Below are 24,591 nucleotides of genomic sequence, written 5' to 3'. Positions count from 1 at the left end.
TCTGGTCCAGTGCGCATTCTGCAGAGGTGAGCATTGATGTCGTGAGGGAAGCGGCGGGCACGCTGCACGGTCAGCTGCAGCGTGGCCTCGGCCGGGCGGCCCGGCGGGCCGCCGACCGGCCGGGCGCCGGAGAGTACGTGTACGACTGCGTGCGGCGCGATCCGCGCTGGGACGTCCGGTGCGAGTCGCGGTCGCTCTACTACGCCCGCTTGATGGTCGACCTGGAGCTGCCGGTCGGGCCGGTGGCCGACCACCTGTTCGCGCCCGCGGACGCCACCGACGAGGACGACGGCCGGGTGGCGCTCGCGCTCGGGGTGCTCGGCGACCTCGTCCGGCTGAGCCGCCGCGAGGCGGGGGCGGTGCTGCGCGAGTACGCCGAGGACGGCATGCACTGGTTCGACGCCCTGTACGCGCTGGCGTGGGCGGGGGACGCGTCGCTGACCGGCGGCCTGGAGGACCTGGTGACCGCCTACTGCGACGACTCCGCGCTGGCCTTCCTGGTCGCCGGCCCGCGCAATCCGGTGATCGACGGCTGGGCGGCGCGGCAGCCGCGGATCGCCGAGGCGGCGCGCCGCCACCGCGAGCGCGAGCGACCGCCGAGGCCCGCCGCGCGGGCCGCCGAGCGGTCGGAACCGGACCTGGCCGAGCTGCTGGCGCTGGCGCGGGGCCGCGACGACGCCGCCATGTCGGCGATCTTCGAGCTGGGGCGGCGGAGATCGCCGGAGCTGCTGGACCTCGCCGTGCCGCTCGCCGCCGGCGAGGCCCGCTGGCGCAGCGTGCTGCGCAAGGCGCTCGGGCTGTACGGGGCGGACGCGCTGCCGCGGGCCCGCACCTGGGTCGCGGGCGGCGGCGCGCTCGCGGAGCTCGGGCGCGAGGTGATCGCCGCCCACGGGACGCGCGCCGACATCCCCGTCCTCATGGACACGCTGAACCGCGCTTTGGACGACCGCGACTGGCACCGCGCCGCCGACCCCATCGCGGGCCTCGGCCGGCTGCGGGCCGGGGAGGCCGTCCCGCTGCTGAAGGCCGCTTGGACCGAGACGCCCTACTCCTACCTGCGGCCGCGCGTGCTGGCCGCGCTGACGCGCACCGCGCCGCACACCGCCGAGACGTTCTGCACCGAGGCCCTGTGGGACTGCGAGGAGGAGGCGCGGCTCGTCGCCGCCCGCTCGGCGCCGCTCACCGAGGACACCTCCGTCCGCCTGCAGCGCCTGGAGCACGACGCCGCCGAGACGCCCGGCGTGCGCGCTGCGGCGGGAGCCCGGCCCGTGTGAGCCCGCCCGTGTGAACCGGTCCGTGTAGCGCGCCCGTTTGAACCCGGTGGCGGCGCCGCGCCGTACCCCCGTCCGAATCTCCCCCGGCGAGAGGACGGGCCATGCTTGATCTGAGAGCCGCGCTGTTCGGGACCGCCGTGCTGGCGCTCGCGGCGGGCTGCGGAGGCGCCGCCGGCATGACGCACGCGGCGGCCGAGCCCGCCACCATCGAGCAGCTCGCCGCCAGGACGGGGTGCTCGCTGTCGGGCACCCGCAGCGCCGAGGAGCTGCGGCAGGGCGCCTGCCAGACCGCCCGGGGCCGCTACACCCTGGTCGGGTTCAGCAGCGGCGAGGGGCGGCGGCAGTGGCTGGAGGAGGCCCGCCCGTGGGGCGGGTCCTACCTGGTCGGGCCGAACTGGGTCGCGGTCGGCACCCAGCCGGTGCTGCAGGCCCTGAAGAAGGACCTCGGCGGCGACATCCTCGACGGCGAGATGCACCACTGACGCCCCCGCGCGCCCCTTCTCGCGCCCCCTCCGCCGCGCGGCGGGGGCGGGTCGCCCTGCGGGATGACGGCGGGCGCCGCGAGACCCGCCGCGCGGATGGGGCGCCGGGCCGCCCGGCGTCCCTAGACTCCCGGGCATGACCATCTCGACGCCCCGCCGGCTGGCCGTCCTCGCCCTCGCCCTCCTGCCGCTCTCGGCGGCCGCCGCGTGCGGGGGCGAGCACAGCTCGACGCGGTGCGGCGGGAACGCCTGCACGGTGACCTTCGACCGGGGCGTGGACGCCAGCGCGTCCATCCTCGGGGTGAAGGCCGAGCTCGTCGGCGTGCAGAACCAGACCGTCACCGTCAGGATCGCCGGGCAGCGGGTGGACGTGCCGGTCGGCGCCTCCGAGGAGGTCGCGGGGTTCGGCGTGGCGGCCCAGTCGGTCACCAAGGACCACGTCGTGGTCCGTATCACCGCGCCGAACTGAGCCGTCGGCCGGAATGTCGTACCCGCGCCGTAGGCTGCGCGCATGCGCGACATCGGCGCCGCGGAGCGGCGCGCCCGGCTGGCCCGGCGGCACCGCCTGGACGCCGCCGGGCGCACGGAGGACGTTCTCGCCATCGTCCGGTCGCTGGTGGTGCTGCACGCCACCGACCCGGCGTCGGTCTACCTCAGCGCCGCCGCGCGCGGCGTCACCGCGCCCGGCGCGGTCGGCGCGGCGCTCTACGACGACCGGACGCTGCTGCGCCTGCTGGCGATGCGCCGCACCATGTTCGTCGCGCCGCTGGAGCTCGTCCCGGCGCTGCAGGCGTCGTGCGCCGACGACCTCGCCGCTGTGCAGCGCCGCACGTACGCCCGCATGATCGAGCGCGGCAGCGAGCTCACCGGCGCCGAGTCCTGGCTCGCCGAGGTCGAGGCCGAGACGCACGACGCGCTGCTGGAGCTCGGCGAGGCGACCGGCGCGCAGCTGTCGGCGGCCGTGCCGCGCCTGCGCACCCGGGTCGACCCGGCGCCCGGCAAGCCCTACTCCCGGCCGACGAACGTCACCACGTGGGTGCTCGTCGTGCTCGGCGCCGCCGGGCACATCGTGCGGGGCCGCCCGAACGGCGGGTGGACGAGCAGCCAGTACCGGTGGGCGCCGGTCGAGAAGTGGCTGCCCGGCGGCGTCCCGCGCGTCCCGGCGGCGCGGGCCCGCGCCGACCTCGTCGCCGCCTACCTGCGCGCGTTCGGCCCCGCCTCGCCCGCCGACGTCAAGTGGTGGACGGGCTGGACGGCCGCGCGGGTCGCCGCCGCGCTGGAACCGCTGGACACCGCCGAGGTCGCCATGGACGGCGCGCCCGGCCTCGTCCTCGCCGACGATCTGGGCCCGGTGGCGCCGCCCGCCCCGGCGGCGGCGCTGCTGCCCGCCCTGGACCCCACCCCGATGGGCTGGCAGGAGCGCGGCTGGTTCCTCGGCCCGCACCGCGAGGCGCTGTTCGACCGCAACGGCAACGTCGGCCCGACCGTCTGGTGGGACGGCCGCGTCGTCGGCGGCTGGGCGCAGCGCCCCGACGGCGAGGTGCGCGTCCGCCTGCTGGAGGACGCCGGCGCCGAGGCCGCCGCCGCGATCGACGCCGAGGCCGCCCGCATCGCCGCGTTCTGCGGGGACGTGCGGGCCGTCCCGCGCTTCCGGACCCCGCTGGAGCGCGAGCTGTCCGGCTGATCGGCGAAGATGGGGGCATGCCCGCAGATCGCATGCTTCCCACCCCCGAAGCCGAAGAGCTCGTCGCCCTGACCCGCGACATCGTCCGCAAGGAGCTGGCGCCCCGCGCCGCCGAGGCCGAGGAGAACGCGGCCTTCCCCCGCGAGGTGTTCCGGCTGCTCGGCCGGTCCGGGCTGCTCGGCCTGCCCTACCCCGAGGAGCACGGCGGCGGCGGCCAGCCCTACGAGGTCTACCTCCAGGTGCTGGAGGAGATCGCGGCGGCGTGGGCGTCGGTCGCGGTCGGCGTCAGCGTGCACACCCTCGCCTGCTTCCCGCTGTTCACCTACGGCACCGCCGAGCAGAAGGAGCTGCTGCCGGACATGCTCGGCGGCGAGCTGCTCGGCGGCTACGCCCTGTCGGAGGCGCAGGCCGGGTCGGACGCCGCCGCGCTCGCCACCAGGGCCGTCCGCGACGGCGACGCCTACCGGATCACCGGCACCAAGATGTGGATCACCCACGGCGGCGAGGCCGACTTCTACGTGCTGTTCGCCCGCACCTCCGGCGACGGCGGGCGCGGCATCTCCTGCTTCCTCACCGAGGGCGCCATGGACGGCCTGTCGTTCGGGCCGCCCGAGCGCAAGATGGGTCTCACCGGCTCCACCACCGCGCAGCTCCACTTCGACGGCGCGCTCGTCCCGGCGTCGCGGCGCCTGGCCGAGGAGGGCCGCGGCTTCCCGATCGCGCTGTCGGCCCTGGACTCCGGCCGCCTCGGCATCGCCGCCTGCGCCGTCGGCCTCGCCCAGGGCGCCCTCGACCAGGCCGTCGCCCACGCCGCCGACCGCCGCCAGTTCGGCCGCCCGATCATCGACAACCAGGGCCTGCAGTTCCTGCTCGCCGACATGGCCGCCGCCGTCGACGGCGCCCGCGCCGCCTACCTGGACGCCGCCCGCCGCAAGGACCGCGGCCTGCCGTTCGCGCGGCAGGCGTCGGTCGCCAAGCTCCTCGCCACCGACGCGGCGATGAAGGTGACCACCGATGCCGTCCAGGTCCTCGGCGGCTACGGCTACACGCGCGACTTCCCCGTCGAGCGGTACATGCGCGAGGCGAAGGTCATGCAGATCTTCGAGGGCACCAACCAGATCCAGCGCATGGTCATCGCCCGCCACCTCGCCAAGTCCGCCACCGCCTGACGCCCGAAACCGGTTGACCGCGCTGGGACGATACCGGCATGGGTACCGACATCCACGGCGTCCTCGAATGCCGCCGCCCGTACGGCGCGGAGCCCCGGCCCTGGCTCCCCGCCATCGACCTCGGCCTCCTCTACGGGGACCGCGACTACGACGCCTTCGGGTGCCTGTTCGGCGTGCGCAACTACGCCTCGTTCCGGCCGCTCGCGGCGTACCGGGGGCTCCCGGGCGACGTCTCCGACGCCGTCCGGGAGGCCGCCGCGGACGAGGACGCGCACGGCCGCACGTGGATCTCCTGGGCCGAGGTGGCGGCGGTGGACTGGGACGAGCCCGCCGAGGAGGCCGACCTGCGCCTGCACCAGTACCGGCCCGGCCCCGACGGCGCGCTCGCCTACCAGGGCAAGAGCCTGTGGTCGGCGGGCCTCGCCGAGGCGGCCGGCGTCTCCTTGCGGGACGTCCACGGCGGCGTCGCGTGGGAGGAGGGCCGGGAGTACACCGACGGGACCACCGTCTTCCGCGCCGAGCGGATGCTGCGCCGGCACGCGGTGCCGCCGGACGGCGCGTGGCGGGCCGTCTGGACGGTCCTGGAGGTCCTCGCCGGGCGCGGCGGGAGCCCCGACGACGCGCGCCTCGTCGTCTGGTTCGACTCCTAGACGCCCCCTACAGGGCGAGGGGGCCGAGTTCGGTCACGACCTCGGTAAAGGGGCCGGCGGCGTCGTTCGCGGCGTCGGCGCGCCGGACGAGCGCCCAGCGGGCCAGGGGCGCGTCGCCGATCGGCACGTAGGCGATGCCGGGCCGGTTGCAGGTGCACGTCCACCCGGCCCACCGGGGCCGCGGCGCCGGCGGGCGGCTGGCGGCCGCCCTGGCCGCCGAGGCCCGCGACCGCGCCCCGCCCGGCGTCGTCGTCGCCGTGCCGGCGGCGGGACCGGGGACGCCCTCCGCGCGCGGCGCGGCCTCACCCGCGTCCGCACGCTGCACCATCTGCTGCTGTCGCTGCGCGAGCCGGGCCCCCGCCTGCTGGAGGACCTGGCCGCCTCCGAGCATCCCGGCTACCGGACGGCCGGCTGGATCGCGCCGCCCGGCCGCGCCGTCCCCGGGGACGTGCTGCTGACCGTCGCCGCCGAGCACGGGCGCGGGGTCGTCGGCTGCACCGAGGTCGTGGTCCCGGGGAGCGGCGGTCCCCGGCGCGGCCGGCCGGCGGAGGGCCTCGGGCCCGACCCGTGGGTGAAGGCGGCGATGCTGCGGCTGATCCACGAACGGTGCCCGGGGGTGCGGCTGCACCACCGCGTCAACGAGTACCGCCTCGACGTCGCCGGGCCGGCGGGGCGGTCAGCGCGGCGCGGCCTCGTCGCGGCCGCGGCGGGAGCCGGCGTAGGCCAGGGACCGGATCGTGCGTAGCGGCGGAGCCGGGTGCAACTCCGGCAGGCTGTTGAGCTGCGGATCGTAGGAGTCCGGGCGCTCCCCCTCCGCCGGGCGCAGCACCCGCAGGAGGCCGAGGTTCCGCCAGCGCCCGAGGGCGCCCGCGCCGACGAGGACGAAGTCCACCGGCGCCTCCGCCACGCAGGCGTCCAGGCCGGCGGCGGTGGCGGGCGCCCTCCTCGCGTCCACCGGGACCAGGCCCAAGACCTGCGTGATGCCGCCGACGCGGTAGGGCACGAGGGTGCTGTAGAAGCCGCGCGTGTAGAACGCCCGGGGCACCGGCAGGTGCCGCAGGCCCAAGGGGCGCGCGGACGAGGCGAACAGCAGGTCGACCGTGCCCCGCCCGGTCTCCACCCGCAGCGCGAGACCGAGGACGTCGGGCAGGGCACCGGGCGTGGAGGCGCCCTTGGACACCCGCACGACCACCTCGCGCGGGCCGTCGCCGCCGATGCCCGCGACGGCGTCGCTCGTCCGGAGCGTCGCGGCGTAGGTGCGCCCGCGCGGATGCAGCACCCGCCGCCCGCCGCGCAGCCGCGCGCCCCTCTCGAACAGCGCGACGACGGACTCTTTCAGCACGATGCCCCTCCCTCATGGCCGCAGGAACCACCGCCTACCCTCGTTCTCCGCGCTAATTCGGTTGTGCGTGCGACGTGCGGAAGTCCAGGCTGGCCCGATGGCGTACGATCTGTCTCCCGTCGGTCTGACCTGGGACGAGGTCGATCCGGGGCGTCATCCCTTCGATGGCGCGTCGGCACGGCAGGTGGTGAACGCGCTCGGCACCGCCCAACGGATTCCGCTCCGGCCCGACGCCTCCGTCCCGGACACGGCGATGAGCGCGTGGACGCAGAACGTGGCCGAGCCCTGGGCCGATGCCATGTCGTACGCCCTCGCGCACCGCTACGGTCGGTGGGCGCTGGGCTGGCGCTGGGCGCTCGGCGAGGGCGACTTCGACGGTGGCCCGGTCGGGAGCTGGTGCTGCCCGAGCCATTCGGTCACCACGACGGAGGAGACGCTCGACCGTGTCGTCGCGGCGCTGCTCGAATGGCGCGGATGGCTGGAGTCCCTCGCCGGGTGGTTCGCGGTGCACCCCCTGGAAGCGGACGCGCTCGACGATCGGCGCGTCCTGTGGGAGCGCACCGCCCGGTGCCTGATCCTGCACGTGGCCGACCGCACCGGCTGTGACAGCGGCTGGTACGGGCACTGCCGCCAGGTGCTCACCTGGTTCCTCGACAGTCGCGGGGTCGCGCCCGGCACGGCGCGGGAGCTGGTCGACCGGGCGATCGGCGGGCGCTTCGAGAGCTGGGTCGCCCCCGACACGGCCGTCGTGGACGGCGTCGCCGAACGGCTCGCGCTGTCGCTCCGCCCCGCCGACCTGGCGGACCGTCCCGCCGCTCCCCCACCGGACCATCTGGAGTGCTGGCTCGCCGTCCGCGCGACCGTCCCCTGGCACACCTGCCCGGACGGGAGCAGCGGCGGACCCGCCGGCCCGCCGCGCGACGGCGCGGTGGAGGACGTCCGCGCCTTCGACGCCGCCATCGACCCCGCCCGCGCCCGCGGGCTCCTCGCCGCCCTCGGACTGGTGCGGGCCGACGCGGCGCGCGGCGCGGCGCTCGACGTCGACCTGCTCCGCGGGTGGCAGCGGCACGTCCTCGGCGCACTGCGACCGCCGCCGTTCCGCACCCTGCCCGCCTTCGCCAAGCAGGGCCGGGAGCGCTACGGCATCGCCCCGGACACCCGCGACCGCCTCGACGCCTGCCTCGCCGAAAGCGCCGGGCCCCTCCTCCCCCTGCCCGCCCGCGCGGCCCGCGCCCACCTCGACGTCTGCTTCTTCCACCCCTTCGACGACGGCAACGCCCGCGCCGCCTTCCTCGCGCTCGTCTTCGTCCTCGCCCGCGAAGGCGTCGCCCTCCGCGAGACCGGCCTCCTGCGCCGCATCGCCTTGAGCGCCGACTCTCCCGAGGACGCCCTGACCCTCGCCCGGCTCATCTCCCACTGCCTCTGAAGGGAGCGCAGGGCGGGCGGTTGATCGGGGAGGAAACGGGCACGGGACGGGGTCCGGGCCGTCCGTCCTCGCGATCGTTGGAGTCCACGTGCGCTGGTTCACCCCCCTCGGCAAGGTGCTCGCCCTCGGGGCGGTGGGGCTGTCGCTCGGCGGCGCCGCCGGGTGCGGGGCGGGTGAGGACGCGACGGCGGCGACGGCGCCGGCGGGCGCGGTGCCCGCGGCCGCCGCGAGGGGCGCCGTGCTCGGGCCGGACGGGCTCGGCGCGCTGCGGCTCGGGATGAGCGTGCGGGACGCCGAGGGCACCGGCCTCATCCGGGTGACGGGCGCCGAGGGCGGCTGCACCGACTTCGAGCCCGCCCGGCGCGGGGCCGGCGGCTTCGCCTCGGCCCGGTACGGCGTGGAGTACCTCGGCGCCGACGCCGGGGTGCGGACGCCGCAGGGCGTCGCGATCGGCTCGCCGCGCTCGGCGGTCGCCCGGGCCTACCCGCGGCTGACGGCCGCGGCGGACGACGTCGCCGCCGCCGTCCCGGGCAACCCGAGGGCGCGCTACGTCTTCTCCTTCGACGGCGGCGCGGTCTCCAGCATCGTGCTCGCCCTCGCCACGAGCGCCTGCGCCGCCTGACGCGGGCGGCCGTTCGGACCGCCGGGCGCGCGTTCGGGACCGTTCCGAACGGTGAAAGGCCTGGTCGAACGGGGGCCGAGGGGCTGGAGTTGCTCCTGAGCGGCTCCGGTGGCGGAGCCCGAGACCAGGAGGGCCTCGATGTCCACGACCCTGTCGCGCAGGACGACGTTCGCCGCGTCGGCGGCGGCGCTGGCGTTCGGCACCGTGCTCGGTGCGCCGGCCGCGCACGCGGCGCCGGCCGCGCCGACGGCGCCGGTCGCGCCGGTCAACCCCGGCCCGCCGGAGCCGGGCGACTGCCCGAAGGGCTAGGCCGAGGCGCTCGCCTACAGCGGGTGGGCGGGCGCCCCCGGCGGCGGCACCCAGACCGGCACGATCAAGGCGTACTGGGAGGTCGTCGGCGTCGGCTGCTTCAAGCGCACCGCCAAGACCAAGGCCAAGGTCACCTTCGCGTGGGGCGGCCCGAAGCTCTACAGCGCGTCCTTCGCCTACCAGCTCTACGACTGCAAGACCGGCAGGGTGCCGGCCGGGCTCACCAAGTACATGACCTACCCGAAGGGGACCTCCAAGGGCGGCTCCAGCGCGAAGAAGACCTTCACCGTGACCAGCGGCCACAAGTACCGGATGCGGATCTACGGCGACGGCCAGTTCAAGCGGGCCTCCAACGGCGGGCAGGGCCTCCTCGGCTACTTCGCCCGCCACTCCCCGAAGAGCATCAAGGACTGGTACGCCTGGACCGGCTGCCACTGATCGGCGCCCGGCCAGGCGGCGCCCGGGAGGGCGAACGCCTGGCCGGGGCCGGGGACGGCAGGGTGCGGCGGGACAGGGCCGTGGCCAGGGCGGCGGAGCGCAGGTCGCCGCCGGGGAGGCGCTCGATGCGGCGGAAGGTCGGGCCGCTGCGCTCGCGCAGCCGGGCGAGCGCCGCCGCGAGCGCCCCGGCGGGGTCGCCGATCGCGGCGCCGGGCTCCGCCTCCTACGGGCGCCGGGCGGCCGTGTCGAGGGCGGCGGTGAGGTCGTCGAGGGTGCGGCGCAGCTCGATCAGTTCGGCGGCGCCGAGGCCGGTCGCCTCCATGATGCGGTGCGGGACGGCGCCGGCGCGCTCGCGCAGGGCCGCGCCGGCGTCCGTCGGGGCGACCGTCACCGAGCGCTCGTCGCGGGGGTCGCGGGCGCGGCGGACGAGGCCCGCGGCCTCCAGGCGCTTCAGCAGCGGCGACAGGGTGCCCGAGTCCAGGCGGAGGGCGCGGCCGAGCTCCTTGACGGTGAGGGCGCCGCGCTCCCAGAGCGCCAGCATCACCAGGTACTGCGGGTAGGTGAGGCCGAGCTCGCGCAGCAGGGGGCGGTAGGCGGCGTCGAAGGCGCGCGCGGTCGCGTGCAGGGAGAAGCAGACCTGGAGGTCGAGCTTCAGCAGGTCGGCGGCGTCGGCGGCGGTGCGGTCCATGCCGCCATCCTACCTTTGGTTGTACACAACTGAATTGTGCTACGTTGAATGGACCGGATCATCCCCGCCGCGCAGGAGGCTCCCATGGACGCCCTGTACACCGCCGTCGCCACCGCCAACGGCCGCGAGGGCCGCGCCGTCAGCTCCGACGGCCGCCTCGACGTGACGCTCGCGCCGCCGCGCGAGATGGGCGGCTCGGGCGAGGGCACCAACCCCGAGCAGCTCTTCGCCGCCGGCTACGCCGCCTGCTTCGCCAGCGCCCTGTCGGCCGTCGCCCGCCAGACCGGCACCGACGTGCGCGACGTGTCGGTGACCGCCGAGGTCGGCATCGGCGGCGACGTGAAGGCCGGCTTCGGGCTCGCCGTCGCGCTCCGCGTCGAGCTGCCCGACGCCCTCCAGGACGGCACCGGCAAGGACCTCGTCGAGAAGGCCCACCAGGTCTGCCCCTACTCCAACGCCACCCGCGGCAACGTCCCCGTCGACCTCGTCATCGAGTAAGGGGCCGCCGGCGCCCCGGCGGGCGCGGGCGGATAGCCTCCTTGCGATCGCGAGGAGGCGCCCGTGGCCGCACTGCCGGAGCTGGAACCGGGGACGCTTCCGCCCGAGGCCGCCGCGCTGCGCGCCGAGGTGCGGGCGTTCCTGGCCGCGGCGGACTTCGAGCCGCGCGCCGACTGCTGGCTCACCGGCGCCGACCCCGCCTTCAGCCGCGCCCTCGGCGCCCGCGGCTGGCTCGGCATGACGCTGCCCGCCCGCTACGGCGGGCACGGCCGCTCCCCGCTGGAGCGGTTCGTCGTCGTGGAGGAGCTGCTCGCCGCCGGCGCGCCGGTCGGCGCGCACTGGATCGCCGACCGGCAGATCGGGCCGAGCCTGCTCCACCACGGCTCGGAGGAGCAGAAGCGCCGCTTCCTCCCGGCGATCGCGCGCGGCGAGTGCTTCTTCGCGATCGGCATGAGCGAGCCCGACGCCGGGTCCGACCTGGCCTCCGTCCGCACCCGCGCCGAGCGCGACGGCGACGGCTGGCGCCTCACCGGCACCAAGGTCTGGACGAGCGGCGCGCACCTCGCGCACGCGATCTGCGTCCTGGCCCGCAGCGAGCCCGGCTCCGAGCGGCACGCCGGGCTCACCCAGTTCCTCGTCCCGCTGCCCGCCGACGGCGTGACGGTCCGCCCGATCCTTTCGCTGTCGGGCGACCACCACTTCAACGAGGTCGTGCTCGACGGCGCCCGCGTCCCGGACGCGCTGGTCCTCGGCGCCCCCGGCAACGGCTGGGCGCAGGTCACCGCCGAGCTCGCCTACGAGCGGAGCGGCCCCGAGCGCGTCCTCAGCACCTTCCCGCTGCTGCGCCTCGCGCACGAGCGCGGCGCGCTGCCCGCCGCCGCGCTCGGCCGCCTCGCCGCCCGCCTCTGGGCGCTGCGGCAGGCGTCCCTCGGCGTCGCCGCCGCCTTGGACGCCGGCCGCACCCCGGCCGCGGAGGCGGCCCTGGTCAAGGATCTCGGCACCCGCTTCGAGTCCGAGATCACCGCCGCCGTCCGCGAGCACGCCGGGATCGAGCCCGACCCCGGCTCCCCCGACCCGCTCGCCCGCGCCCTCGCCCAGGCGGTCGTGCAGGCGCCCGGCTTCACGCTGCGCGGCGGGACCAGCGAGATCCTGCGCGGCATCGTCGCGCGCGGCCTGGGAGTGCGCTGAATGGACGACCTGCTCGCCGCCACCGCCGACCGCATCTTCGCCGGAGGCGGTGACGTGTGGGCCGCCCTCACCGCCGCCGGGCTCACCACCGTCGGCGTCCCCGAGGACGCCGGGGGCAGCGGCGGCACCCTGGAGGACGCCGCGGCCGTCCTCCGCACCGCCGGGTACCGGGCCGCCGCCGTCCCGCTCGCCGAGACCGGCTGGCTCGCCGGGCGGCTCCTCGCCGAGGCGGGCCTGCCCCTGCCGGACGGTCCGCTCACCGCCGCCGCCGCGGACGACCTGGCCCGCGTCCCCTGGGCCCGCGACGCCCGCGGCATCGCCGTCGTGAACGGCGACCGCCTCGACTACTACGAGCGCGGCCGGTTCGACGCCGCCCCCGGCGCGAACCTGGCGGGCGAGCCCCGCGACCGCGTCGTCCTCGGCCCCGAACCGACCGCGTCCGGCCCCTGCACCGCCGACCTGCGGACGCGCGGCGCCCTCGCGCGCGCCGTCCAGCTCACCGGCGCCCTGCGCCGCGCGCTGGACCTCACGGTCCGCTACGCGGGCGAGCGCGAGCAGTTCGGCCGCCCGCTCGGCCGCTTCCAGGCCGTCCAGCAGGCCGTCGCCGAGCTGGCGGGCGAGGCGGTCGTCGCCGACGTCGCGGTCCGCGCCGCCGTCCGCGCGCCGGACGACCCGGTCGCCGTCGCCGCCGCCAAGGCGAACGCCTCGCGCGCCGCCGGGACCGCCGCCGCCATCGCCCACCAGGTCCACGGCGCCCTCGGCGTCACCGCCGAGCACCCCCTGCACACGGTCACGCTGCGCCTCTGGTCGTGGCGCGAGGAATACGGCAGCGAGCACGCCTGGGCCGCCGAGCTGGGCGGACGCGCCACCGCGGCGTCCCCCCTCTGGCCGTTCCTGATCGGGGCGTGAGCGGCTACCGTGACCACCTGGCAGTAACCCCCGTCCGGGAGACCGCATGGCCCTCAGGAACCGCCTGCCCGTGCCCGCCCCGCTGCGCCGCCGACTCCCCCGCTACACCGTCGAGCGCGACCTGCCGGTCCCCATGCCGGACGGCACGACGCTGCTCGCCGACCTCTACAGCCCCGCCGGCGCGCGCCGCCCGCCGCCGACGATCCTCGTCCGCACCCCCTACGGGCGGCGCGGCCCGGCGGCGGTCCTGAACGGCCTGCCGTTCGTGCCGTTCGGGTTCCGGCTCCTCGTGCAGAGCGCCCGCGGCACCTTCGGGTCCGGCGGCGCGTTCGACCCGCTCGGCGACGAGCGCGACGACGGCCTCGCCACCGTCGCCTGGATGAAGGACCAGCCCTGGTTCGGCGGGACGTTCGGCACCTACGGCGCCAGCTACCTCGGCTACTCCGCCTGGGCGCTCGCCGCCGAGGCCGGCCCCGCCCTCCGGGCCATGTCGCTGCAGATCACCGCGTCGTCGTTCCGCGACGCCGCCTACGTCGGCGGCTCGTTCGCGCTGGAGTCCACCCTCACCTGGACCGACCTCACCCACCGCCAGCAGCAGCCGTTGGGGATGCTGACCGGCCCGCTCCTGTCGCGCCGCCGCGCCGTGCGCGCCGCGGCGTCCGGGCGGCCGCTGCCGGAGCTGGACGTGGCGGCGGGCGGCGTCCCGATGCGCTTCTACCAGGACCTCATCGCCCACCACGGGACGGATCCGGGCGCCCCCTCCGCCTACTGGGACCGGCGCGACTTCAGCGCCACCGTCGGGAGCGTCGAGGCGCCCGTCGCGCTCCTCGGCGGCTGGTACGACATCTTCCTGCCCTGGCTGGTCAAGGACTACCTGGCGCTCCGCGCCGCCGGGCACGCCCCGCAGCTCACCATCGGCCCCTGGTGGCACACCGACGCCCGCCACGCCCTGGTGTCGTTCCGCGAGTCGCTCGCCTGGTTCCGCGCCCACCTGCGCGGCGACCCGTCCGGCCTGCGCCCCGACCCCGTCCGCGTCTACGTGACCGGCGCCCGCGAGTGGCGCGACTACCGCGACTGGCCGCCGCCCGGCACCCGCTACGAGCGCCGGCACCTGCACGCCGGCGGCGGCCTCGGCGCCGCCGGCCCGCAGGAGCACCCGCCGTCGCGCTACCGCTACGACCCGCGCCGCCCGACGCCCGCGCTCGGCGGCCCGACGCTGCTCGGCAGCTCCCGGCCGGTCGACAACCGGCCGCTGGAGCGCCGCGACGACGTGCTGGTGTTCTCCTCCCCCGCGCTGGACCGCGCCGTCGACGTCGTCGGCCCCGTGCGGGCCGAGCTGTACGTGCGCTCCAGCCGCCCGGCCGCCGACTTCGTCGTGCGGCTCTGCGACGTCGCGCCCGACGGGACGTCCCGCAACGTCTGCGAGGGCGGCCTCCGGCTCGCGCCCGCCGGCGGCGAGGTACGGCGCGTCCTGGTCGACCTCTGGCCGGCCGGGCACCGGTTCCGGCCCGGCCACCGCATCCGCGTGCACGTGACGAGCGGCGCCTACCCCAAGGTCGCCGCCAACCCCGGCACCGGCGCGCCCCTCGCCGCCGCCGGCGCGATGGTCGACGCCGAGCAGGAGCTGTACCACGACCCCGCGCACCCCTCGGCGATCCTGCTGCCGATCGCCGACCGCACCCCCGAGCACGTCGTCGCCGACCCCGCCGCGGAGTTGACCTCAAGCGCGGTCGAGGATCCAGGATGGCAGGCATGAGCCTCACCGACACCGAACTCGCCTACCTGCGCACCCAGCGCCTCGGCCGCCTCGCCACCGTCGCCGCCGGCGGCGACCCGCAGAACAACCCCGTCGGGTTCCGCTACGACGCCGCGCACGGCACCATCGACATCTACGGCTGGAACATGGCCGCGAGCCGCAAGTTCCGCAACGTCCAGGGCAACCCGCGTGTCGCGTTCGTCGTCGACGACATCGCCTCCGTCGACCCCTGGACGGTGCGCGGCGTCGAGATCCGCGGCCGCGCCGAGGCCGTCGCCGGACACGCGCCGTCCGACGGGCACCTGAGCGGCGACGTCATCCGCGTCCACCCCGAGACGGTGTTCTCCTGGGGCATCGACCCCGACGCGAAGGGCATGACGAGGCGCGTCGTGGAGCCCGCCGGCTAGAGCACCGGCGGGCCCCGTCACGGGCGCGTCACCGGACGACGTTGCCCGCCGCGCGCAGGGCGTCCTTGACCTCGCCGATCTGCACCTCGCCGAAGTGGAACACGCTGGCGGCGAGCACCGCGTCCGCGCCCGTCGCGACGGCGGGCGCGAAGTCGCCGACGGCGCCCGCCCCGCCCGAGGCGATCACCGGGACGGTCACCGCCGCGCGGACCTGCCGCAGCATCTCCAGGTCGAAGCCGTTCTTGGTGCCGTCGGCGTCCATGGAGTTCAGCAGGATCTCGCCGGCGCCGAGCTCCTGCCCGCGCGCCGCCCACGCGACCGCGTCGATGCCGGTGCCCTTGCGGCCGCCGTGCGTGGTGACCTCGTAGCCGGACGCGGTGCCCGGCGCGCGCCGCGCGTCGACCGACAGCACCACGCACTGCGACCCGTAGCGGTGCGCGGCCTCGCGCAGGAACTCCGGGCGGGCGATCGCCGCGGTGTTGATCGACACCTTGTCGGCGCCGGCCCGCAGCAGCCGGTCGACGTCCTGCACGGTGCGGACGCCGCCGCCGACGGTCAGCGGGATGAACACCTGCTCGGCGGTGCGGCGCACCACTTCGTAGGTGGTGGACCGGTCGCCGGAGGAGGCGGTGATGTCCAGGAACGTCAGCTCGTCGGCGCCCTCGGCGTCGTAGCGGCGGGCCAGCTCGACGGGGTCGCCGGCGTCGCGCAGGTTCGCGAAGTTGACGCCCTTGACGACCCGCCCGGCGTCGACGTCCAGGCAGGGGATGACGCGGACCGCGACCGTCACGACGCCGCCCGCACGGCGGCGAGCGCCTCTTCCAGGGTGAACGCCTGCGCGTACAGGGCCTTGCCGACGATCGCGCCCTCCACGCCGTCGCCGGTGAGGGCGGCGAGGTCGCGCAGGTCCCGCAGCGACGACACCCCGCCCGAGGCGATGACGGGCTTGTCGGTGCGGGCGCACACCTGCTTCAGCAGGTCGGTGTTCGGGCCGCGCAGCGTGCCGTCCTTGGTGACGTCGGTGACGACGTAGCGGGGGCAGCCGTCGGCCTCCAGCCGGTCCAGCACCTCCCACAGGTCGCCGCCCTCCTCGGTCCAGCCGCGGGCGGCGAGGGTGGTGCCGCGCACGTCCAGGCCGACGGCGATCCGGTCCCCGTACTCGGCGATGATCTTGCGGCACCAGGCCGGGTCCTCCAGCGCCGCGGTGCCGATGTTGACGCGGGCGCAGCCGGTCGCGAGCGCCGCCTCCAGGGACGCGTCGTCGCGGATGCCGCCGGACAGCTCCACCTTCACGTCGAGGCGGCCGGTCACCTCGCGCAGCAGCTCGCGGTTGGAGCCGCGGCCGAACGCCGCGTCCAGGTCGACCAGGTGGATCCACTCGGCCCCCGCCGACTGCCAGGCGAGGGCCGCCTCCAGCGGCGCGCCGTAGCCGGTCTCGGTGCCCGCCTCGCCCTGCACCAGGCGGACGGCCTGGCCGTCGGCGACGTCGACGGCGGGAAGGAGCGTGAGCGTCATGGGGTCGTGGTCCTCGTTTCTCGGAGTCGGGCGGCTAGGAGAGGGTGGACAGCCAGTTCTTCCACAGCTGGGCGCCGGCGTCGCCGGACTTCTCGGGATGGAACTGGGTCGCGGTCAGCGGGCCGTTCTCCACGGCCGCGACGAACCGGTCGCCGTGCTCGGCCCAGGTGACGAGCGGCGGCGCGAAGTGGCCGGCCGGGTCGGGCTCCAGCTCCCAGCGCCGCACCCCGTAGGAGTGCACGAAGTAGAAGCGGGCGCCGGCGTCCAGGCCCGCGAACAGGGCGCTGCCCCGCGGGGCGTCCACGGTGTTCCACCCCATGTGCGGCAGGACGGGCGCGTCGAGGGACTCCACGGTGCCCGGCCACTCGTCGCAGCCCTCGGTGGTGACGCCGTGCTCGACGCCCTTGGCGAACAGGATCTGCATGCCGACGCAGACCCCGATGACCGGGCGGCCCCCGGCGAGCCGGCGGCCGATGATCTGCTCGCCGCGGATGGCGCGCAGCCCCGCCATGCAGGCCGCGAACGCGCCGACGCCCGGCACGACCAGGCCGTCGGCGCCCAGCGCGGCGTCCCAGTCGGAGGTCACGGTGACCCGCGCGCCCTGGCGGGCCACGGCCCGCTCGACCGAGCGCAGGTTCCCCGACCCGTAGTCCAGCACGACGATGTCCTTGGTGCTCACTGCCACATCACTCCTCCGGCGAAGGCGAGCGCCGCCAGTACCAGCACGATGACCGCCCCCGCCTTCAGGCCCTGCCGCAGCAGGCTGAAGACGCCCGCGAGCAGGAACAGGCCGAGGCCGAACAGCGCGATGCCGGCGTAGGTCAGGTGCAGACCCGCCACGTCCACGGCTACAGGGCCCCCTTGGTGGAGGGGATGCCGTGGACCTTCGGGTCGAAGGCGACCGCGTCGCGCAGCGCCCGCGCCAGCGCCTTGAACTGCGCCTCGACGATGTGGTGGGCGTTGCGGCCGTAGGGCACGTGGACGTGCAGTGCGACCTGGGCGTTGGCGACGAACGACTCGAAGATGTGCCGGGTCATCGTCACGTCGTAGTCCGGGCCGATCATCGGGGCCATGCCGTCGGGCTCGCGGTGCACCAGGTAGGGGCGGCCCGACACGTCCACGGTGACCTGCGCGAGCGCCTCGTCCAGCGGGATCGAGGCGTCGGCGAAGCGGCGGATGCCGGCCTTGTCGCCGAGCGCCCGCCGGAACGCCTGGCCGAGCGCGATCGCGGTGTCCTCGATCGTGTGGTGGCTGTCGATGTGCAGGTCGCCGTCGGTCTTGACGGTCAGGTCGAACGCGCCGTGCTTGCCGAGCTGGGCCAGCATGTGGTCGTAGAACCCGACGCCGGTCGCGACGTCCACGGTCCCGGTGCCGTCGAGGTCGATCTCGACGAGGACGCTGGTCTCCTTGGTGGCGCGCTCGACGCGCCCTTTCCGGCTCACGACAGGGTCTCCTTCAGCGCGGTGCGGAACGCGTTCATCTCTTCGGGGGTGCCGACGCTCACCCGCAACCATGCGGGCGGCCCGACCTCGCGGATCAGCACGCCGCGGTCCAGCAGGCCCTGCCAGACGCGGCGCCGGTCGGGGAACCGCCCGAACAGCACGAAGTTGGCGTCGGAGTCCGCGACGTCCAGGCCCTCGCCGCGCAGCCAGGCGACGAGCCCGTCGCGCTCGCGGCGCAGCGCGTCGACGGTGCCGAGCAGCTCGGCGCCGTGCGCGAGGGCGGTGCGCGCCACCGCCTGGGTGACGGCCGACAGGTGGTAGGGCAGCCGCACGAGCAGCAGCGCCTCGATCACCGCCGGGTCGGCGGCGAGGTAGCCGAGGCGGGTGCCGGCCATCGCGAACGCCTTGGACATCGTGCGGGTGACGATGAGGCGCGGGTGCCCGTCCAGCAGCGTCAGCGCCGACGGCGTGCCGGCCCGGCGGAACTCGGCGTACGCCTCGTCCACCACGACCATGCCGGGCGCGGCGTCCAGGACGGCGGCGAGCACGGCGGGGTCCAGGGCGGTGCCCGTCGGGTTGTTGGGCGAGGTGAGGAACACGACGTCGGGCCGGTGCTCGGCGATCGCGGCGGCGGCCGCGCCCGGGTCGACGCCGAAGTCGTCGTCGCGGGCGGCGTTCACCCAGCGCGTCCCCGACACCCCGGTGATGATCGGGTGCATCGAGTAGGACGGCTCGAAGCCGAGCGCGGTGCGGCCCGGCCCGCCGAACGCCTGGAGGATCTGCTGGAGGACCTCGTTGGAGCCGTTCGCCGCCCACACCCGGTCGACGTCCAGGCCGAGGCCCGGAGTATCGGAGTCGAGGAACGCCGCGAGGTCGGCGCGCAGCGCGACCGCGTCGCGGTCGGGGTAGCGGTTCAGCGACCCCGCGACGCCCGCGGCGGCCTCCCCGATCGCCTTCACCAGCGCCTCGGACGGCGGGTAGGGGTTCTCGTTGGTGTTCAGCGCGTACGGCACGTCCAACTGCGGCGCACCGTAAGGCCTCTTGCCCCGCAGGTCGTCCCTGATGGGCAACTCGTCGAGGGTCGTCACGAGGGGATCTCCCAGTCGAAGCGGGCCTTCAGGGCGGCGCCGTGGGCGGGGAGGTCCTCGGCCTCGGCGAGGGTGACGACGCGGGCGGTGGCGTTGGCCAGGGCATTGCGGTCGTAGGCGACGACGTGGATGCCGCGCAGGAACGACTGGACCGACAGGCCCGAGGAGTGGCAGGCGCAGCCGCCGGTCGGCAGCACGTGGTTGGAGCCCGCCAGGTAGTCGCCGAGCGAGACCGGCGCGTGCGGCCCGACGAAGATCGCGCCGGCGTTGCGGACGCGGGCCGCGACGGCCCCGGCGTCGGCGGTCTGGACCTCCAGGTGCTCGGCGGCGTAGGCGTCCACGACCGCGAGGCCGGCGTCCACGTCGTCGACCAGCACGATGCCGGACTGGCGGCCGGCGAGCGCGGCGGTGACGCGCTCGGTGTGCTTGGTGCGGGCGACCTGGGCGCGCAGCTCGGCCTCGACGGCGTCCGCGAGGTCCGCCGAATCGGTGACGAGGACGGCGGCGGCGAGGACGTCGTGCTCGGCCTGGCTGATGAGGTCGGCGGCGACGTGCACGGGGTCGGCGGTCGCGTCGGCGAGGATCGCGATCTCGGTCGGGCCGGCCTCGGAGTCGATGCCGATGACGCCCTTCAGCAGCCGCTTGGCGGCGGCGACGTAGATGTTGCCGGGGCCGGTGACCAGGTCGGCGCGCGGGCACTCGGCGGTGCCGTAGGCGAACATCGCGACCGCCTGGGCGCCGCCGGCGGCGTACACCTCGTCGACGCCGAGCAGCGCGCACGCGGCGAGGATCGCCGGGTGGGGGCGGCCGCCGAACTCCTTCTGCGGGGGCGAGGTCACCGCGAGCGAGCCGACGCCGGCCTCCTGCGCGGGCACCACGTTCATGACCACGCTGGAGGGGTAGACGGCGTTGCCGCCCGGCACGTACAGGCCGACGCGGCCGACCGGCACCCACCGCTCGGTGACGGTGCCGCCGGGCACGACCCGCGTGGTGGTGTCGGTGCGGCGCTGGTCGCGGTGGACCAGGCGGGCGCGGCGGATCGCCTCCTCCAGCGCGTCGCGGACGGCCGGGTCGAGCGCGGCGAGCGCCTCCGCGACCGCCTCCGCGGGGACGCGGGCGGACTCCAGGTCGACGCCGTCGAACCGCTCGGTGTGCTCCCGTACCGCCGCCGAGCCCCGATGGCGCACGTCCTCGCAGATGGGCCGCACCTTCTCCAGGGCGGCCTCGACGTCGAAGTCGGCGCGGGGCAGCGTTGCGCGCAGGTCGCCCGGGAGCGAGCCGCGCAGGTCGATACGGGAAATCACCCGGCCAGTCTACGGAGTGCCGCCGCCGGGCGCGCATCGTCTCACCTCGCGAGACGTCCGCGCGCCGCGCCGCCCGGGGCCGGGCGGCGGGGCCGCGCGGTCGGACGCGGTCAGACGCGGTCGGCGACGCGCGGCATCGGCGGCAGGTCGCCCGCCGGCTCGTCGAGGTAGCGGGTGTCCCAGCGGCGCGGGCACGCGACGATCCAGCCGAGCACGAAGCCGACGACCAGGCTGGCCGCGCCGAGAATGATCAGATTGAGCCACATCCGGACGGTTCTCCAGGGTCTGTCCAGGGGGCGCACCCCCTGGGGATCGTTCGAACGTAGCGCCGCGGGCGCCGCCGCGTCCGCCGGACCCGCCGGACCGGCACCGGACTGACCCAGGGTGACCAGGCACGACATGGCCCGGGTGGGATCCGCCCTGCCCCGAACGGGCGGGGTGAGATTCTCACGACTCGCCCCATCGGGCACTAGAATGGCGGAACCAGGCAGTGCACGATCATCGAGACCAGGTGAGGGGCCCCCGATGACCGAGCGGCTCGCGCTCTTCCCCCTCGGCACGGTGCTGTTCCCGGGCGCGACGCTGCCGCTGCACCTGTTCGAGGAGCGCTACCGGCTGCTCGCCCGCGACCTGCTGGCGCGGCCCGAGCCCCGCCGCTTCGGGGTGGTCGGCATCGAGCTCGGCCACGAGGTCGGCCCGGGGTCCGCGCAGCGGCTCGCCGAGGTCGGGTGCGTCGCCGAGGTGCGCCGCATCTCCCCGCACCCCGACGGCCGGTTCGACCTCGTCGCGGTCGGCGGCGCCCGGTTCCGGGTGAAGCGGTTCGACCGCTCCCTGCCCTACCTGCGCGGCGACGTGGAGCTGCTGCCCGAGCGGCCCGGCCCGGCCGCCGAGCCGCTCGCCGAGGCCGTCCGCGCCCTGTTCGCGCGCTACCTGAAGCGCCTCGCCGCCGCCGGCGCCCGGCTCGCCGAGCCGCCGCCGCTGCCCGCCGACCCGGTCGCGCTGTCGTACACGATCGCGGCGGCCGCCGTCCTCGACCCGCCCGACAAGCAGCGCCTGCTCGCCGCCGAGGACGCCGGCCGGCGCCTCCGCGCCGAGCTCGCCCTGCTGCACCGCGAGGCGCGGCTGCTGTCGGTGCTGCCGACCGTGCCCGCCGGGCAGTTCCTGGACGGCGGCGTCACGCCGAACTGACCGGCACGGCAGACTGGCCCCCATGAGCTCAGGCAAGGGCAAGGGCGGCAAGGGCACCCCGGCGACGCTCGCCGCCGCGAAGGCGGGCGTCGCCTTCACCCTGCACCCCTACGAGGCCGACCCGGCCGCCGAGTCCTACGGGCGGGCCGCCGCCGACGCGCTCGGCGTCCCCCACGAGCGGCTGTTCAAGACGCTGCTCGCCGAGGTCGACGGGAACCTCACCGTCGCGGTCGTGCCGGTGTCGGCGACGCTGGACCTGAAGGCGCTCGCCGCCGCGGCGGGCGGCAAGCGGGCGCAGATGGCCGAGCCGGCCGACGCCGAGCGCGCCACCGGCTACGTCGTCGGCGGGATCAGCCCGCTCGGGCAGCGCCGCCGGCTGCCAACGGTGCTGGACGCCTCGGCGTCAGGGTTCGCGACGGTCTACGTCTCCGCCGGACGGCGCGGCCTCCAGATCGAGCTCGCCCCCGCCGACCTCGCCCGCCTCACCGCCGCGGCCGAGGCGCCCATCGCCCGCCGGTAGCCGCTTGACCAGCAGCTCCAGCAGCGCGTAGGCGGCGACGGCGAGCAGCGGCCAGAACACCAGCACGCCGGTGGCGCCGAGCGTGGCCGGGCCGGTGACGGTGCGGCCGTCGGCGGCGGTGCGGACCGCGTGTTGGAAGGCGCCGAGGCCGATCTGGTGGCCGGTGCGCCAGGCGAGCAGCGCGGCGGCGGTGCCGCCGGTGGCGAGGCCCGCGACGAGCGGGACGTCGTTGCCGCGGCCGCCGAACAGGTAGGCGGCGCCGCCGCAGGCGAGCCCGGCGAGGGCGGTGATGAGCGCGAAGCGGCCGTCCACCCCGATCGGGCCCTGTCCCTCGGGATCGGCGAGCAGCGCGCGGTGCTGCAGGACGACGTAGTGGACGTGCGGGCTGACCTGGTGCCAGAGCAGCCCGGCGAGCGGTCCGAGCACCGCGAGCGCCGCCGTGGCGACCGCCCAGGTCCGCAAGGCCCTCCCGGCCGGTCCCCGCACCTCGTACGCTCCTAGTGGACGTCCTTCACCGACAGCGGAAGCCTAACCTGCCCGGCTCCATCGATCGACTACCGACGGGTGGTCGGATTCGGCCCCCGACCCGCCGATTTCTTGGGATAATGTGCCCGACATGTCCGGATTCAGCCCCGCGTTCGAACGCCTCGGCGCCGCGCTCGCCGCGGTCGTCCTCCAGCAGCAGGAGACTCTGGCCGAGTTCCTGCCGCGCGAGGACTGGAGCGCCGACCTCACCGCGCGCACCTACGCCAGCGGCGGCGTCACGGTGCGGGTGTCGCTGCTCGGCAGCTACGCGGCGCGCGAGCGGACGTGGCTGTGGGGCTGGGCCAACCCGCAGTTCGGCGAGCGGCACCCCGCCGTCCTGCCGACGCTCGGCATCCGGACCCTCGGCGAGCGCCTCGGCGTCACCGAGTTCGTCACCCCCGAGGTCGACCTCGGCTGGTACGCCGGCCCGGCGGGCCACGGCGGCGAGCTGATCGCGATGGCGGCCGGCGGCGTCCTCGGCGGGGGCGGCTACATCGGCGCCGGCTACGACGGCGGCTCGGCCTACCTGCACGTCGACGACCCGCAGGCGCCGCCCGCCCGCTGGGATCCCGTCCCGGTGCCCCGGCTGCTCGCCGCGGCCGCCGGCCTGTTCCCCCGCGACCCGCGCCTCACCCTCGCCGGGCTGCTCAGCCACCACCGCGTCCCCTACCGCGAGGGCGACGGGTACATCGAGGCGGCGCCGCGGGACGGCGGCACCGTCCGCGCCGACTTCGACGGCCTCGGCCGCTTCGCCGGCTGGGACGCCGCCCTGCGCAGCCCCGGCCCGGGCGCCCCCGTCCCGGCCCGTCCCTGACCGGGCGAGCCGACCACCCGGTCATCCCTCGTCGAGATGCGGCGTGTCGGGCACTTTCGATCTTGAAAGTGCCCGACACGCCGCATCTCAACTTTCGGTGACCGGGTGGTCGCGGTCGGGCGGGGGCGCGGCCGGGTCCTCGGCCGGGGTGTCCCGGTCGGTGCCGCGCAGGGCGGGCCAGGCCCGGTAGACGACGGCGACGAGGGGGACGGCGCCCGCCGCGCCCGGGATGCCGCCGAGGACGCCGCCGACGGTGATCGCGATGATGATCGCCAGCGGGTGCAGGCGGACCCAGCGGCCGACGACCAGGGGCTGCAGCAGGTGGCTCTCCAGCTGGTGCTCCACGATCAGCACGCCGAGGAAGATCAGCGCCGCCGTCCCGCCCTGCGCGCCGAAGGTGACCGCGACGGCGAGCGCGCCGCCGACCAGGATGCCGACGATCGGGATGAAGCTCCCGATGAAGATCACCACGGCCAGCGGGGCGACCAGCGGGACGCCGAGGACCGCCAGCACGATCGCCAGCACCACGGCGTGGATCGCCGCGACCAGCACCGTGCCGTGCACGTACTGCGAGAGCGTCTCCCAGGCGGCGCGCCCGGCGCGGTCGACGCGGGCGCGGTGGCGGCCGGTGCCGCCGATCGTCCAGGCCCAGATGCGGGCCCCGTCCTTCAGCAGGAAGAACGTGACGAACAGGACGAACACCGCGGCGGCCAGCACCTCGGCGGTGAGGGTGCCCGCCTGCAGGGCGGTGCTGGCGAGCTTGCCGCGCCGGTCCTCCAGGTACTTCACGGCCTCGTTCAGCGAGTTCTCGATCTGCGAGTGCTCGATGTGCAGCGGCCCGGTCTCCAGCCAGTGCTGCATCTCGCGCGCGGTGACCTGCACCTCCGAGGCGAGCTTGGGGAACTCGGCGTTGGCCTGCACGCCGACGTAGGTGCCGATGCCGCCGAGGACGGTGAGCGCGAACAGCAGCGTGACCCAGGTCGCCGCGAGCGGCGGCAGCCCGTGCCGCTCCAGCCGGGCGGTGAGCGGGCGGAGCAGCGCGCAGAGGAACAGCGCGATCGCGCACGACAGCACGACGACGCTGAGCGTCGCCATGAGCTGGACGAGGAAGTAGCCGACGACGCCGATCGCGATCAGCCGCCACGACCACGCCGCGGTGACCGCGAGCAGCGGCGGGACGGCGGGCTCGCGGCCGCCGCCCTCGCGGCCGCCGTCCTCGCGCGCGCCGTCCGCGCTCGCACCGTGCTTGCGCAGGTCCACCACCATCGGCCCACCCGTCGTTCGAGGTAGCGCGTCCCTACCCGGCCACCGCGAACTATGCGCGGGCCGGGGCCCGCGGTCAACCGCCGCCCC

Annotated in this window: 31 protein-coding genes; 19 read left to right on the top strand and 12 right to left on the bottom strand. The window is 76.2% G+C overall.

Features of this window, described 5'->3' with window-relative positions:
- Positions 1-41: 41 nt before the first annotated feature.
- The 7 genes from K1Y72_RS01710 (at position 42) to K1Y72_RS37520 (ending at position 5,717) form a co-directional block, all read left to right on the top strand.
- Positions 42-1,274 (top strand): hypothetical protein, encoded by a 1,233-nt coding sequence (locus K1Y72_RS01710; RefSeq protein ID WP_220162492.1) that lies wholly within the window; start codon positions 42-44, stop codon positions 1,272-1,274.
- Between the two features lie 101 nt (positions 1,275-1,375).
- A complete protein-coding gene (locus K1Y72_RS01705; RefSeq protein ID WP_220162491.1) occupies positions 1,376-1,756 on the top strand; it encodes a hypothetical protein in 381 nt (126 codons plus the stop codon).
- A gap of 136 nt (positions 1,757-1,892) precedes the next feature.
- On the top strand, positions 1,893-2,225 hold the full coding sequence (locus tag K1Y72_RS01700; protein ID WP_220162490.1) for a hypothetical protein: 333 nt from the start codon (positions 1,893-1,895) through the stop codon (positions 2,223-2,225).
- Positions 2,226-2,267: 42 nt separating this feature from the next.
- Positions 2,268-3,440 carry a winged helix DNA-binding domain-containing protein gene (locus tag K1Y72_RS01695; RefSeq protein ID WP_220162489.1) on the top strand — a complete coding sequence of 391 codons (1,173 nt, stop codon included), beginning with the start codon at positions 2,268-2,270 and terminating at the stop codon, positions 3,438-3,440.
- A 17-nt stretch (positions 3,441-3,457) separates the two neighbouring features.
- Positions 3,458-4,609 carry an acyl-CoA dehydrogenase family protein gene (locus K1Y72_RS01690; RefSeq protein ID WP_220162488.1) on the top strand — a complete coding sequence of 384 codons (1,152 nt, stop codon included), beginning with the start codon at positions 3,458-3,460 and terminating at the stop codon, positions 4,607-4,609.
- A gap of 38 nt (positions 4,610-4,647) precedes the next feature.
- Positions 4,648-5,259, top strand: coding sequence for a hypothetical protein (locus K1Y72_RS01685; RefSeq protein WP_220162487.1), 612 nt, complete (start codon positions 4,648-4,650; stop codon positions 5,257-5,259).
- A gap of 134 nt (positions 5,260-5,393) precedes the next feature.
- Positions 5,394-5,717, top strand: coding sequence for a GNAT family N-acetyltransferase (locus tag K1Y72_RS37520; protein WP_372452811.1), 324 nt, complete (start codon positions 5,394-5,396; stop codon positions 5,715-5,717).
- A 218-nt stretch (positions 5,718-5,935) separates the two neighbouring features.
- Here K1Y72_RS37520 and K1Y72_RS01675 read toward each other — a convergent pair whose 3' ends face one another.
- Complete coding sequence (locus K1Y72_RS01675; RefSeq protein WP_220162485.1) at positions 5,936-6,601, bottom strand: hypothetical protein; 666 nt, start codon at positions 6,599-6,601, stop codon at positions 5,936-5,938.
- A gap of 253 nt (positions 6,602-6,854) precedes the next feature.
- On the opposite strand from K1Y72_RS01675, the gene K1Y72_RS01670 reads away from it, so the two are divergent.
- The 4 genes from K1Y72_RS01670 to K1Y72_RS01655 all read left to right on the top strand — a co-directional run bounded on the left by K1Y72_RS01670 (position 6,855) and on the right by K1Y72_RS01655 (position 9,396).
- Complete coding sequence (locus K1Y72_RS01670) at positions 6,855-8,027, top strand: Fic family protein (protein WP_220162484.1); 1,173 nt, start codon at positions 6,855-6,857, stop codon at positions 8,025-8,027.
- An 88-nt stretch (positions 8,028-8,115) separates the two neighbouring features.
- Positions 8,116-8,649 (top strand): hypothetical protein, encoded by a 534-nt coding sequence (locus tag K1Y72_RS01665; RefSeq protein WP_220162483.1) that lies wholly within the window; start codon positions 8,116-8,118, stop codon positions 8,647-8,649.
- Between the two features lie 138 nt (positions 8,650-8,787).
- A complete protein-coding gene (locus K1Y72_RS01660) occupies positions 8,788-8,958 on the top strand; it encodes a hypothetical protein (protein ID WP_220162482.1) in 171 nt (56 codons plus the stop codon).
- Between the two features lie 207 nt (positions 8,959-9,165).
- Entirely contained in the window at positions 9,166-9,396 is a 231-nt protein-coding gene (locus K1Y72_RS01655; protein ID WP_220162481.1) for a hypothetical protein, read from the top strand.
- Positions 9,397-9,619: 223 nt separating this feature from the next.
- Here K1Y72_RS01655 and K1Y72_RS01650 read toward each other — a convergent pair whose 3' ends face one another.
- Positions 9,620-10,084, bottom strand: a complete 465-nt coding sequence (locus K1Y72_RS01650) for a MarR family winged helix-turn-helix transcriptional regulator (protein ID WP_220162480.1) — start codon at positions 10,082-10,084, stop codon at positions 9,620-9,622.
- Between the two features lie 84 nt (positions 10,085-10,168).
- On the opposite strand from K1Y72_RS01650, the gene K1Y72_RS01645 reads away from it, so the two are divergent.
- From K1Y72_RS01645 to K1Y72_RS01625, 5 genes are all read left to right on the top strand, one after another.
- Entirely contained in the window at positions 10,169-10,582 is a 414-nt protein-coding gene (locus tag K1Y72_RS01645; protein WP_220162885.1) for an organic hydroperoxide resistance protein, read from the top strand.
- A gap of 63 nt (positions 10,583-10,645) precedes the next feature.
- Positions 10,646-11,770 (top strand): acyl-CoA dehydrogenase family protein, encoded by a 1,125-nt coding sequence (locus tag K1Y72_RS01640; protein WP_220162479.1) that lies wholly within the window; start codon positions 10,646-10,648, stop codon positions 11,768-11,770.
- Positions 11,771-12,679, top strand: a complete 909-nt coding sequence (locus K1Y72_RS01635; protein ID WP_220162478.1) for an acyl-CoA dehydrogenase family protein — start codon at positions 11,771-11,773, stop codon at positions 12,677-12,679. It abuts the gene before it with no gap.
- 46 nt (positions 12,680-12,725) lie between these two features.
- Complete coding sequence (locus K1Y72_RS01630; RefSeq protein WP_220162475.1) at positions 12,726-14,435, top strand: CocE/NonD family hydrolase; 1,710 nt, start codon at positions 12,726-12,728, stop codon at positions 14,433-14,435.
- Complete coding sequence (locus tag K1Y72_RS01625; protein ID WP_220162473.1) at positions 14,432-14,842, top strand: PPOX class F420-dependent oxidoreductase; 411 nt, start codon at positions 14,432-14,434, stop codon at positions 14,840-14,842. The genes K1Y72_RS01630 and K1Y72_RS01625 overlap by 4 nt, the downstream gene beginning before the upstream one ends.
- Positions 14,843-14,870: 28 nt before the next feature.
- Here the strand turns inward: K1Y72_RS01625 and hisF are convergent, their stop codons facing one another.
- The 8 genes from hisF to K1Y72_RS01585 all read right to left on the bottom strand — a co-directional run bounded on the left by hisF (position 14,871) and on the right by K1Y72_RS01585 (position 20,457).
- Positions 14,871-15,632, bottom strand: coding sequence for an imidazole glycerol phosphate synthase subunit HisF (gene hisF, locus K1Y72_RS01620; protein ID WP_220162471.1), 762 nt, complete (start codon positions 15,630-15,632; stop codon positions 14,871-14,873).
- Entirely contained in the window at positions 15,629-16,357 is a 729-nt protein-coding gene (priA, locus tag K1Y72_RS01615) for a bifunctional 1-(5-phosphoribosyl)-5-((5-phosphoribosylamino)methylideneamino)imidazole-4-carboxamide isomerase/phosphoribosylanthranilate isomerase PriA (RefSeq protein WP_220162469.1), read from the bottom strand. Before priA ends, hisF begins: the two co-directional genes overlap by 4 nt.
- A 34-nt stretch (positions 16,358-16,391) precedes the next feature.
- A complete protein-coding gene (gene hisH / locus K1Y72_RS01610) occupies positions 16,392-17,036 on the bottom strand; it encodes an imidazole glycerol phosphate synthase subunit HisH (RefSeq protein WP_308286834.1) in 645 nt (214 codons plus the stop codon).
- Positions 17,033-17,203: a CG2302 family histidine operon protein gene (locus tag K1Y72_RS01605; protein ID WP_220162466.1), complete on the bottom strand. Its 171-nt coding sequence runs from the start codon at positions 17,201-17,203 to the stop codon at positions 17,033-17,035. Before K1Y72_RS01605 ends, hisH begins: the two co-directional genes overlap by 4 nt.
- Before the next feature lie 2 nt (positions 17,204-17,205).
- On the bottom strand, positions 17,206-17,799 hold the full coding sequence (hisB, locus tag K1Y72_RS01600; protein ID WP_220162464.1) for an imidazoleglycerol-phosphate dehydratase HisB: 594 nt from the start codon (positions 17,797-17,799) through the stop codon (positions 17,206-17,208).
- Positions 17,796-18,887, bottom strand: coding sequence for a histidinol-phosphate transaminase (locus K1Y72_RS01595; protein ID WP_220162462.1), 1,092 nt, complete (start codon positions 18,885-18,887; stop codon positions 17,796-17,798). Before K1Y72_RS01595 ends, hisB begins: the two co-directional genes overlap by 4 nt.
- Positions 18,884-20,191 (bottom strand): histidinol dehydrogenase, encoded by a 1,308-nt coding sequence (gene hisD / locus K1Y72_RS01590; RefSeq protein WP_220162461.1) that lies wholly within the window; start codon positions 20,189-20,191, stop codon positions 18,884-18,886. The genes K1Y72_RS01595 and hisD overlap by 4 nt, the downstream gene beginning before the upstream one ends.
- A 110-nt stretch (positions 20,192-20,301) precedes the next feature.
- Positions 20,302-20,457 carry a hypothetical protein gene (locus K1Y72_RS01585; RefSeq protein WP_220162460.1) on the bottom strand — a complete coding sequence of 52 codons (156 nt, stop codon included), beginning with the start codon at positions 20,455-20,457 and terminating at the stop codon, positions 20,302-20,304.
- A gap of 259 nt (positions 20,458-20,716) precedes the next feature.
- Between K1Y72_RS01585 and K1Y72_RS01580 the strand changes: the two genes are divergently transcribed.
- Positions 20,717-21,379 carry an LON peptidase substrate-binding domain-containing protein gene (locus tag K1Y72_RS01580; protein WP_220162459.1) on the top strand — a complete coding sequence of 221 codons (663 nt, stop codon included), beginning with the start codon at positions 20,717-20,719 and terminating at the stop codon, positions 21,377-21,379.
- A 22-nt stretch (positions 21,380-21,401) separates the two neighbouring features.
- On the top strand, positions 21,402-21,899 hold the full coding sequence (gene ybaK, locus K1Y72_RS01575; RefSeq protein ID WP_220162458.1) for a Cys-tRNA(Pro) deacylase: 498 nt from the start codon (positions 21,402-21,404) through the stop codon (positions 21,897-21,899).
- Here ybaK and K1Y72_RS01570 read toward each other — a convergent pair.
- On the bottom strand, positions 21,783-22,361 hold the full coding sequence (locus K1Y72_RS01570; RefSeq protein ID WP_220162457.1) for a hypothetical protein: 579 nt from the start codon (positions 22,359-22,361) through the stop codon (positions 21,783-21,785). The two genes, ybaK and K1Y72_RS01570, sit on opposite strands and share 117 nt — an antisense overlap.
- Before the next feature lie 154 nt (positions 22,362-22,515).
- Between K1Y72_RS01570 and K1Y72_RS01565 the strand changes: the two genes are divergently transcribed.
- A complete protein-coding gene (locus K1Y72_RS01565; protein WP_220162456.1) occupies positions 22,516-23,238 on the top strand; it encodes a DUF6882 domain-containing protein in 723 nt (240 codons plus the stop codon).
- An 87-nt stretch (positions 23,239-23,325) separates the two neighbouring features.
- Here the strand turns inward: K1Y72_RS01565 and K1Y72_RS01560 are convergent, their stop codons facing one another.
- Positions 23,326-24,504 (bottom strand): AI-2E family transporter, encoded by a 1,179-nt coding sequence (locus K1Y72_RS01560; RefSeq protein ID WP_220162455.1) that lies wholly within the window; start codon positions 24,502-24,504, stop codon positions 23,326-23,328.
- Positions 24,505-24,591: the final 87 nt, after the last annotated feature.

The organism is Actinomadura parmotrematis (genome assembly GCF_019458805.1).
In the GTDB taxonomy this organism is placed as follows: Bacteria; Actinomycetota; Actinomycetes; order Streptosporangiales; family Streptosporangiaceae; genus Spirillospora; species Spirillospora parmotrematis.
This window is presented reverse-complemented; position numbering and strand designations above follow the sequence as displayed.

Coding starts and splice junctions, on each gene's coding strand:
- K1Y72_RS01660 (WP_220162482.1), top strand. CDS start 8,788: ATGTCCACGACCCTGTCGCGCAGGACGACGTTCGCCGCGTCGGCGGCG.
- K1Y72_RS01645 (WP_220162885.1), top strand. CDS start 10,169: ATGGACGCCCTGTACACCGCCGTCGCCACCGCCAACGGCCGCGAGGGC.
- K1Y72_RS01580 (WP_220162459.1), top strand. CDS start 20,717: ATGACCGAGCGGCTCGCGCTCTTCCCCCTCGGCACGGTGCTGTTCCCG.
- priA (WP_220162469.1), bottom strand. CDS start 16,357: ATGACGCTCACGCTCCTTCCCGCCGTCGACGTCGCCGACGGCCAGGCC.
- K1Y72_RS01685 (WP_220162487.1), top strand. CDS start 4,648: ATGGGTACCGACATCCACGGCGTCCTCGAATGCCGCCGCCCGTACGGC.
- K1Y72_RS01560 (WP_220162455.1), bottom strand. CDS start 24,504: ATGGTGGTGGACCTGCGCAAGCACGGTGCGAGCGCGGACGGCGCGCGC.
- K1Y72_RS01705 (WP_220162491.1), top strand. CDS start 1,376: ATGCTTGATCTGAGAGCCGCGCTGTTCGGGACCGCCGTGCTGGCGCTC.
- K1Y72_RS01630 (WP_220162475.1), top strand. CDS start 12,726: ATGGCCCTCAGGAACCGCCTGCCCGTGCCCGCCCCGCTGCGCCGCCGA.
- ybaK (WP_220162458.1), top strand. CDS start 21,402: ATGAGCTCAGGCAAGGGCAAGGGCGGCAAGGGCACCCCGGCGACGCTC.
- K1Y72_RS01695 (WP_220162489.1), top strand. CDS start 2,268: ATGCGCGACATCGGCGCCGCGGAGCGGCGCGCCCGGCTGGCCCGGCGG.
- K1Y72_RS01650 (WP_220162480.1), bottom strand. CDS start 10,084: ATGGACCGCACCGCCGCCGACGCCGCCGACCTGCTGAAGCTCGACCTC.
- K1Y72_RS37520 (WP_372452811.1), top strand. CDS start 5,394: ATGCCGGGCCGGTTGCAGGTGCACGTCCACCCGGCCCACCGGGGCCGC.
- K1Y72_RS01625 (WP_220162473.1), top strand. CDS start 14,432: ATGAGCCTCACCGACACCGAACTCGCCTACCTGCGCACCCAGCGCCTC.
- K1Y72_RS01585 (WP_220162460.1), bottom strand. CDS start 20,457: ATGTGGCTCAATCTGATCATTCTCGGCGCGGCCAGCCTGGTCGTCGGC.
- K1Y72_RS01700 (WP_220162490.1), top strand. CDS start 1,893: ATGACCATCTCGACGCCCCGCCGGCTGGCCGTCCTCGCCCTCGCCCTC.
- K1Y72_RS01635 (WP_220162478.1), top strand. CDS start 11,771: ATGGACGACCTGCTCGCCGCCACCGCCGACCGCATCTTCGCCGGAGGC.
- K1Y72_RS01565 (WP_220162456.1), top strand. CDS start 22,516: ATGTCCGGATTCAGCCCCGCGTTCGAACGCCTCGGCGCCGCGCTCGCC.
- K1Y72_RS01670 (WP_220162484.1), top strand. CDS start 6,855: ATGAGCGCGTGGACGCAGAACGTGGCCGAGCCCTGGGCCGATGCCATG.
- K1Y72_RS01690 (WP_220162488.1), top strand. CDS start 3,458: ATGCCCGCAGATCGCATGCTTCCCACCCCCGAAGCCGAAGAGCTCGTC.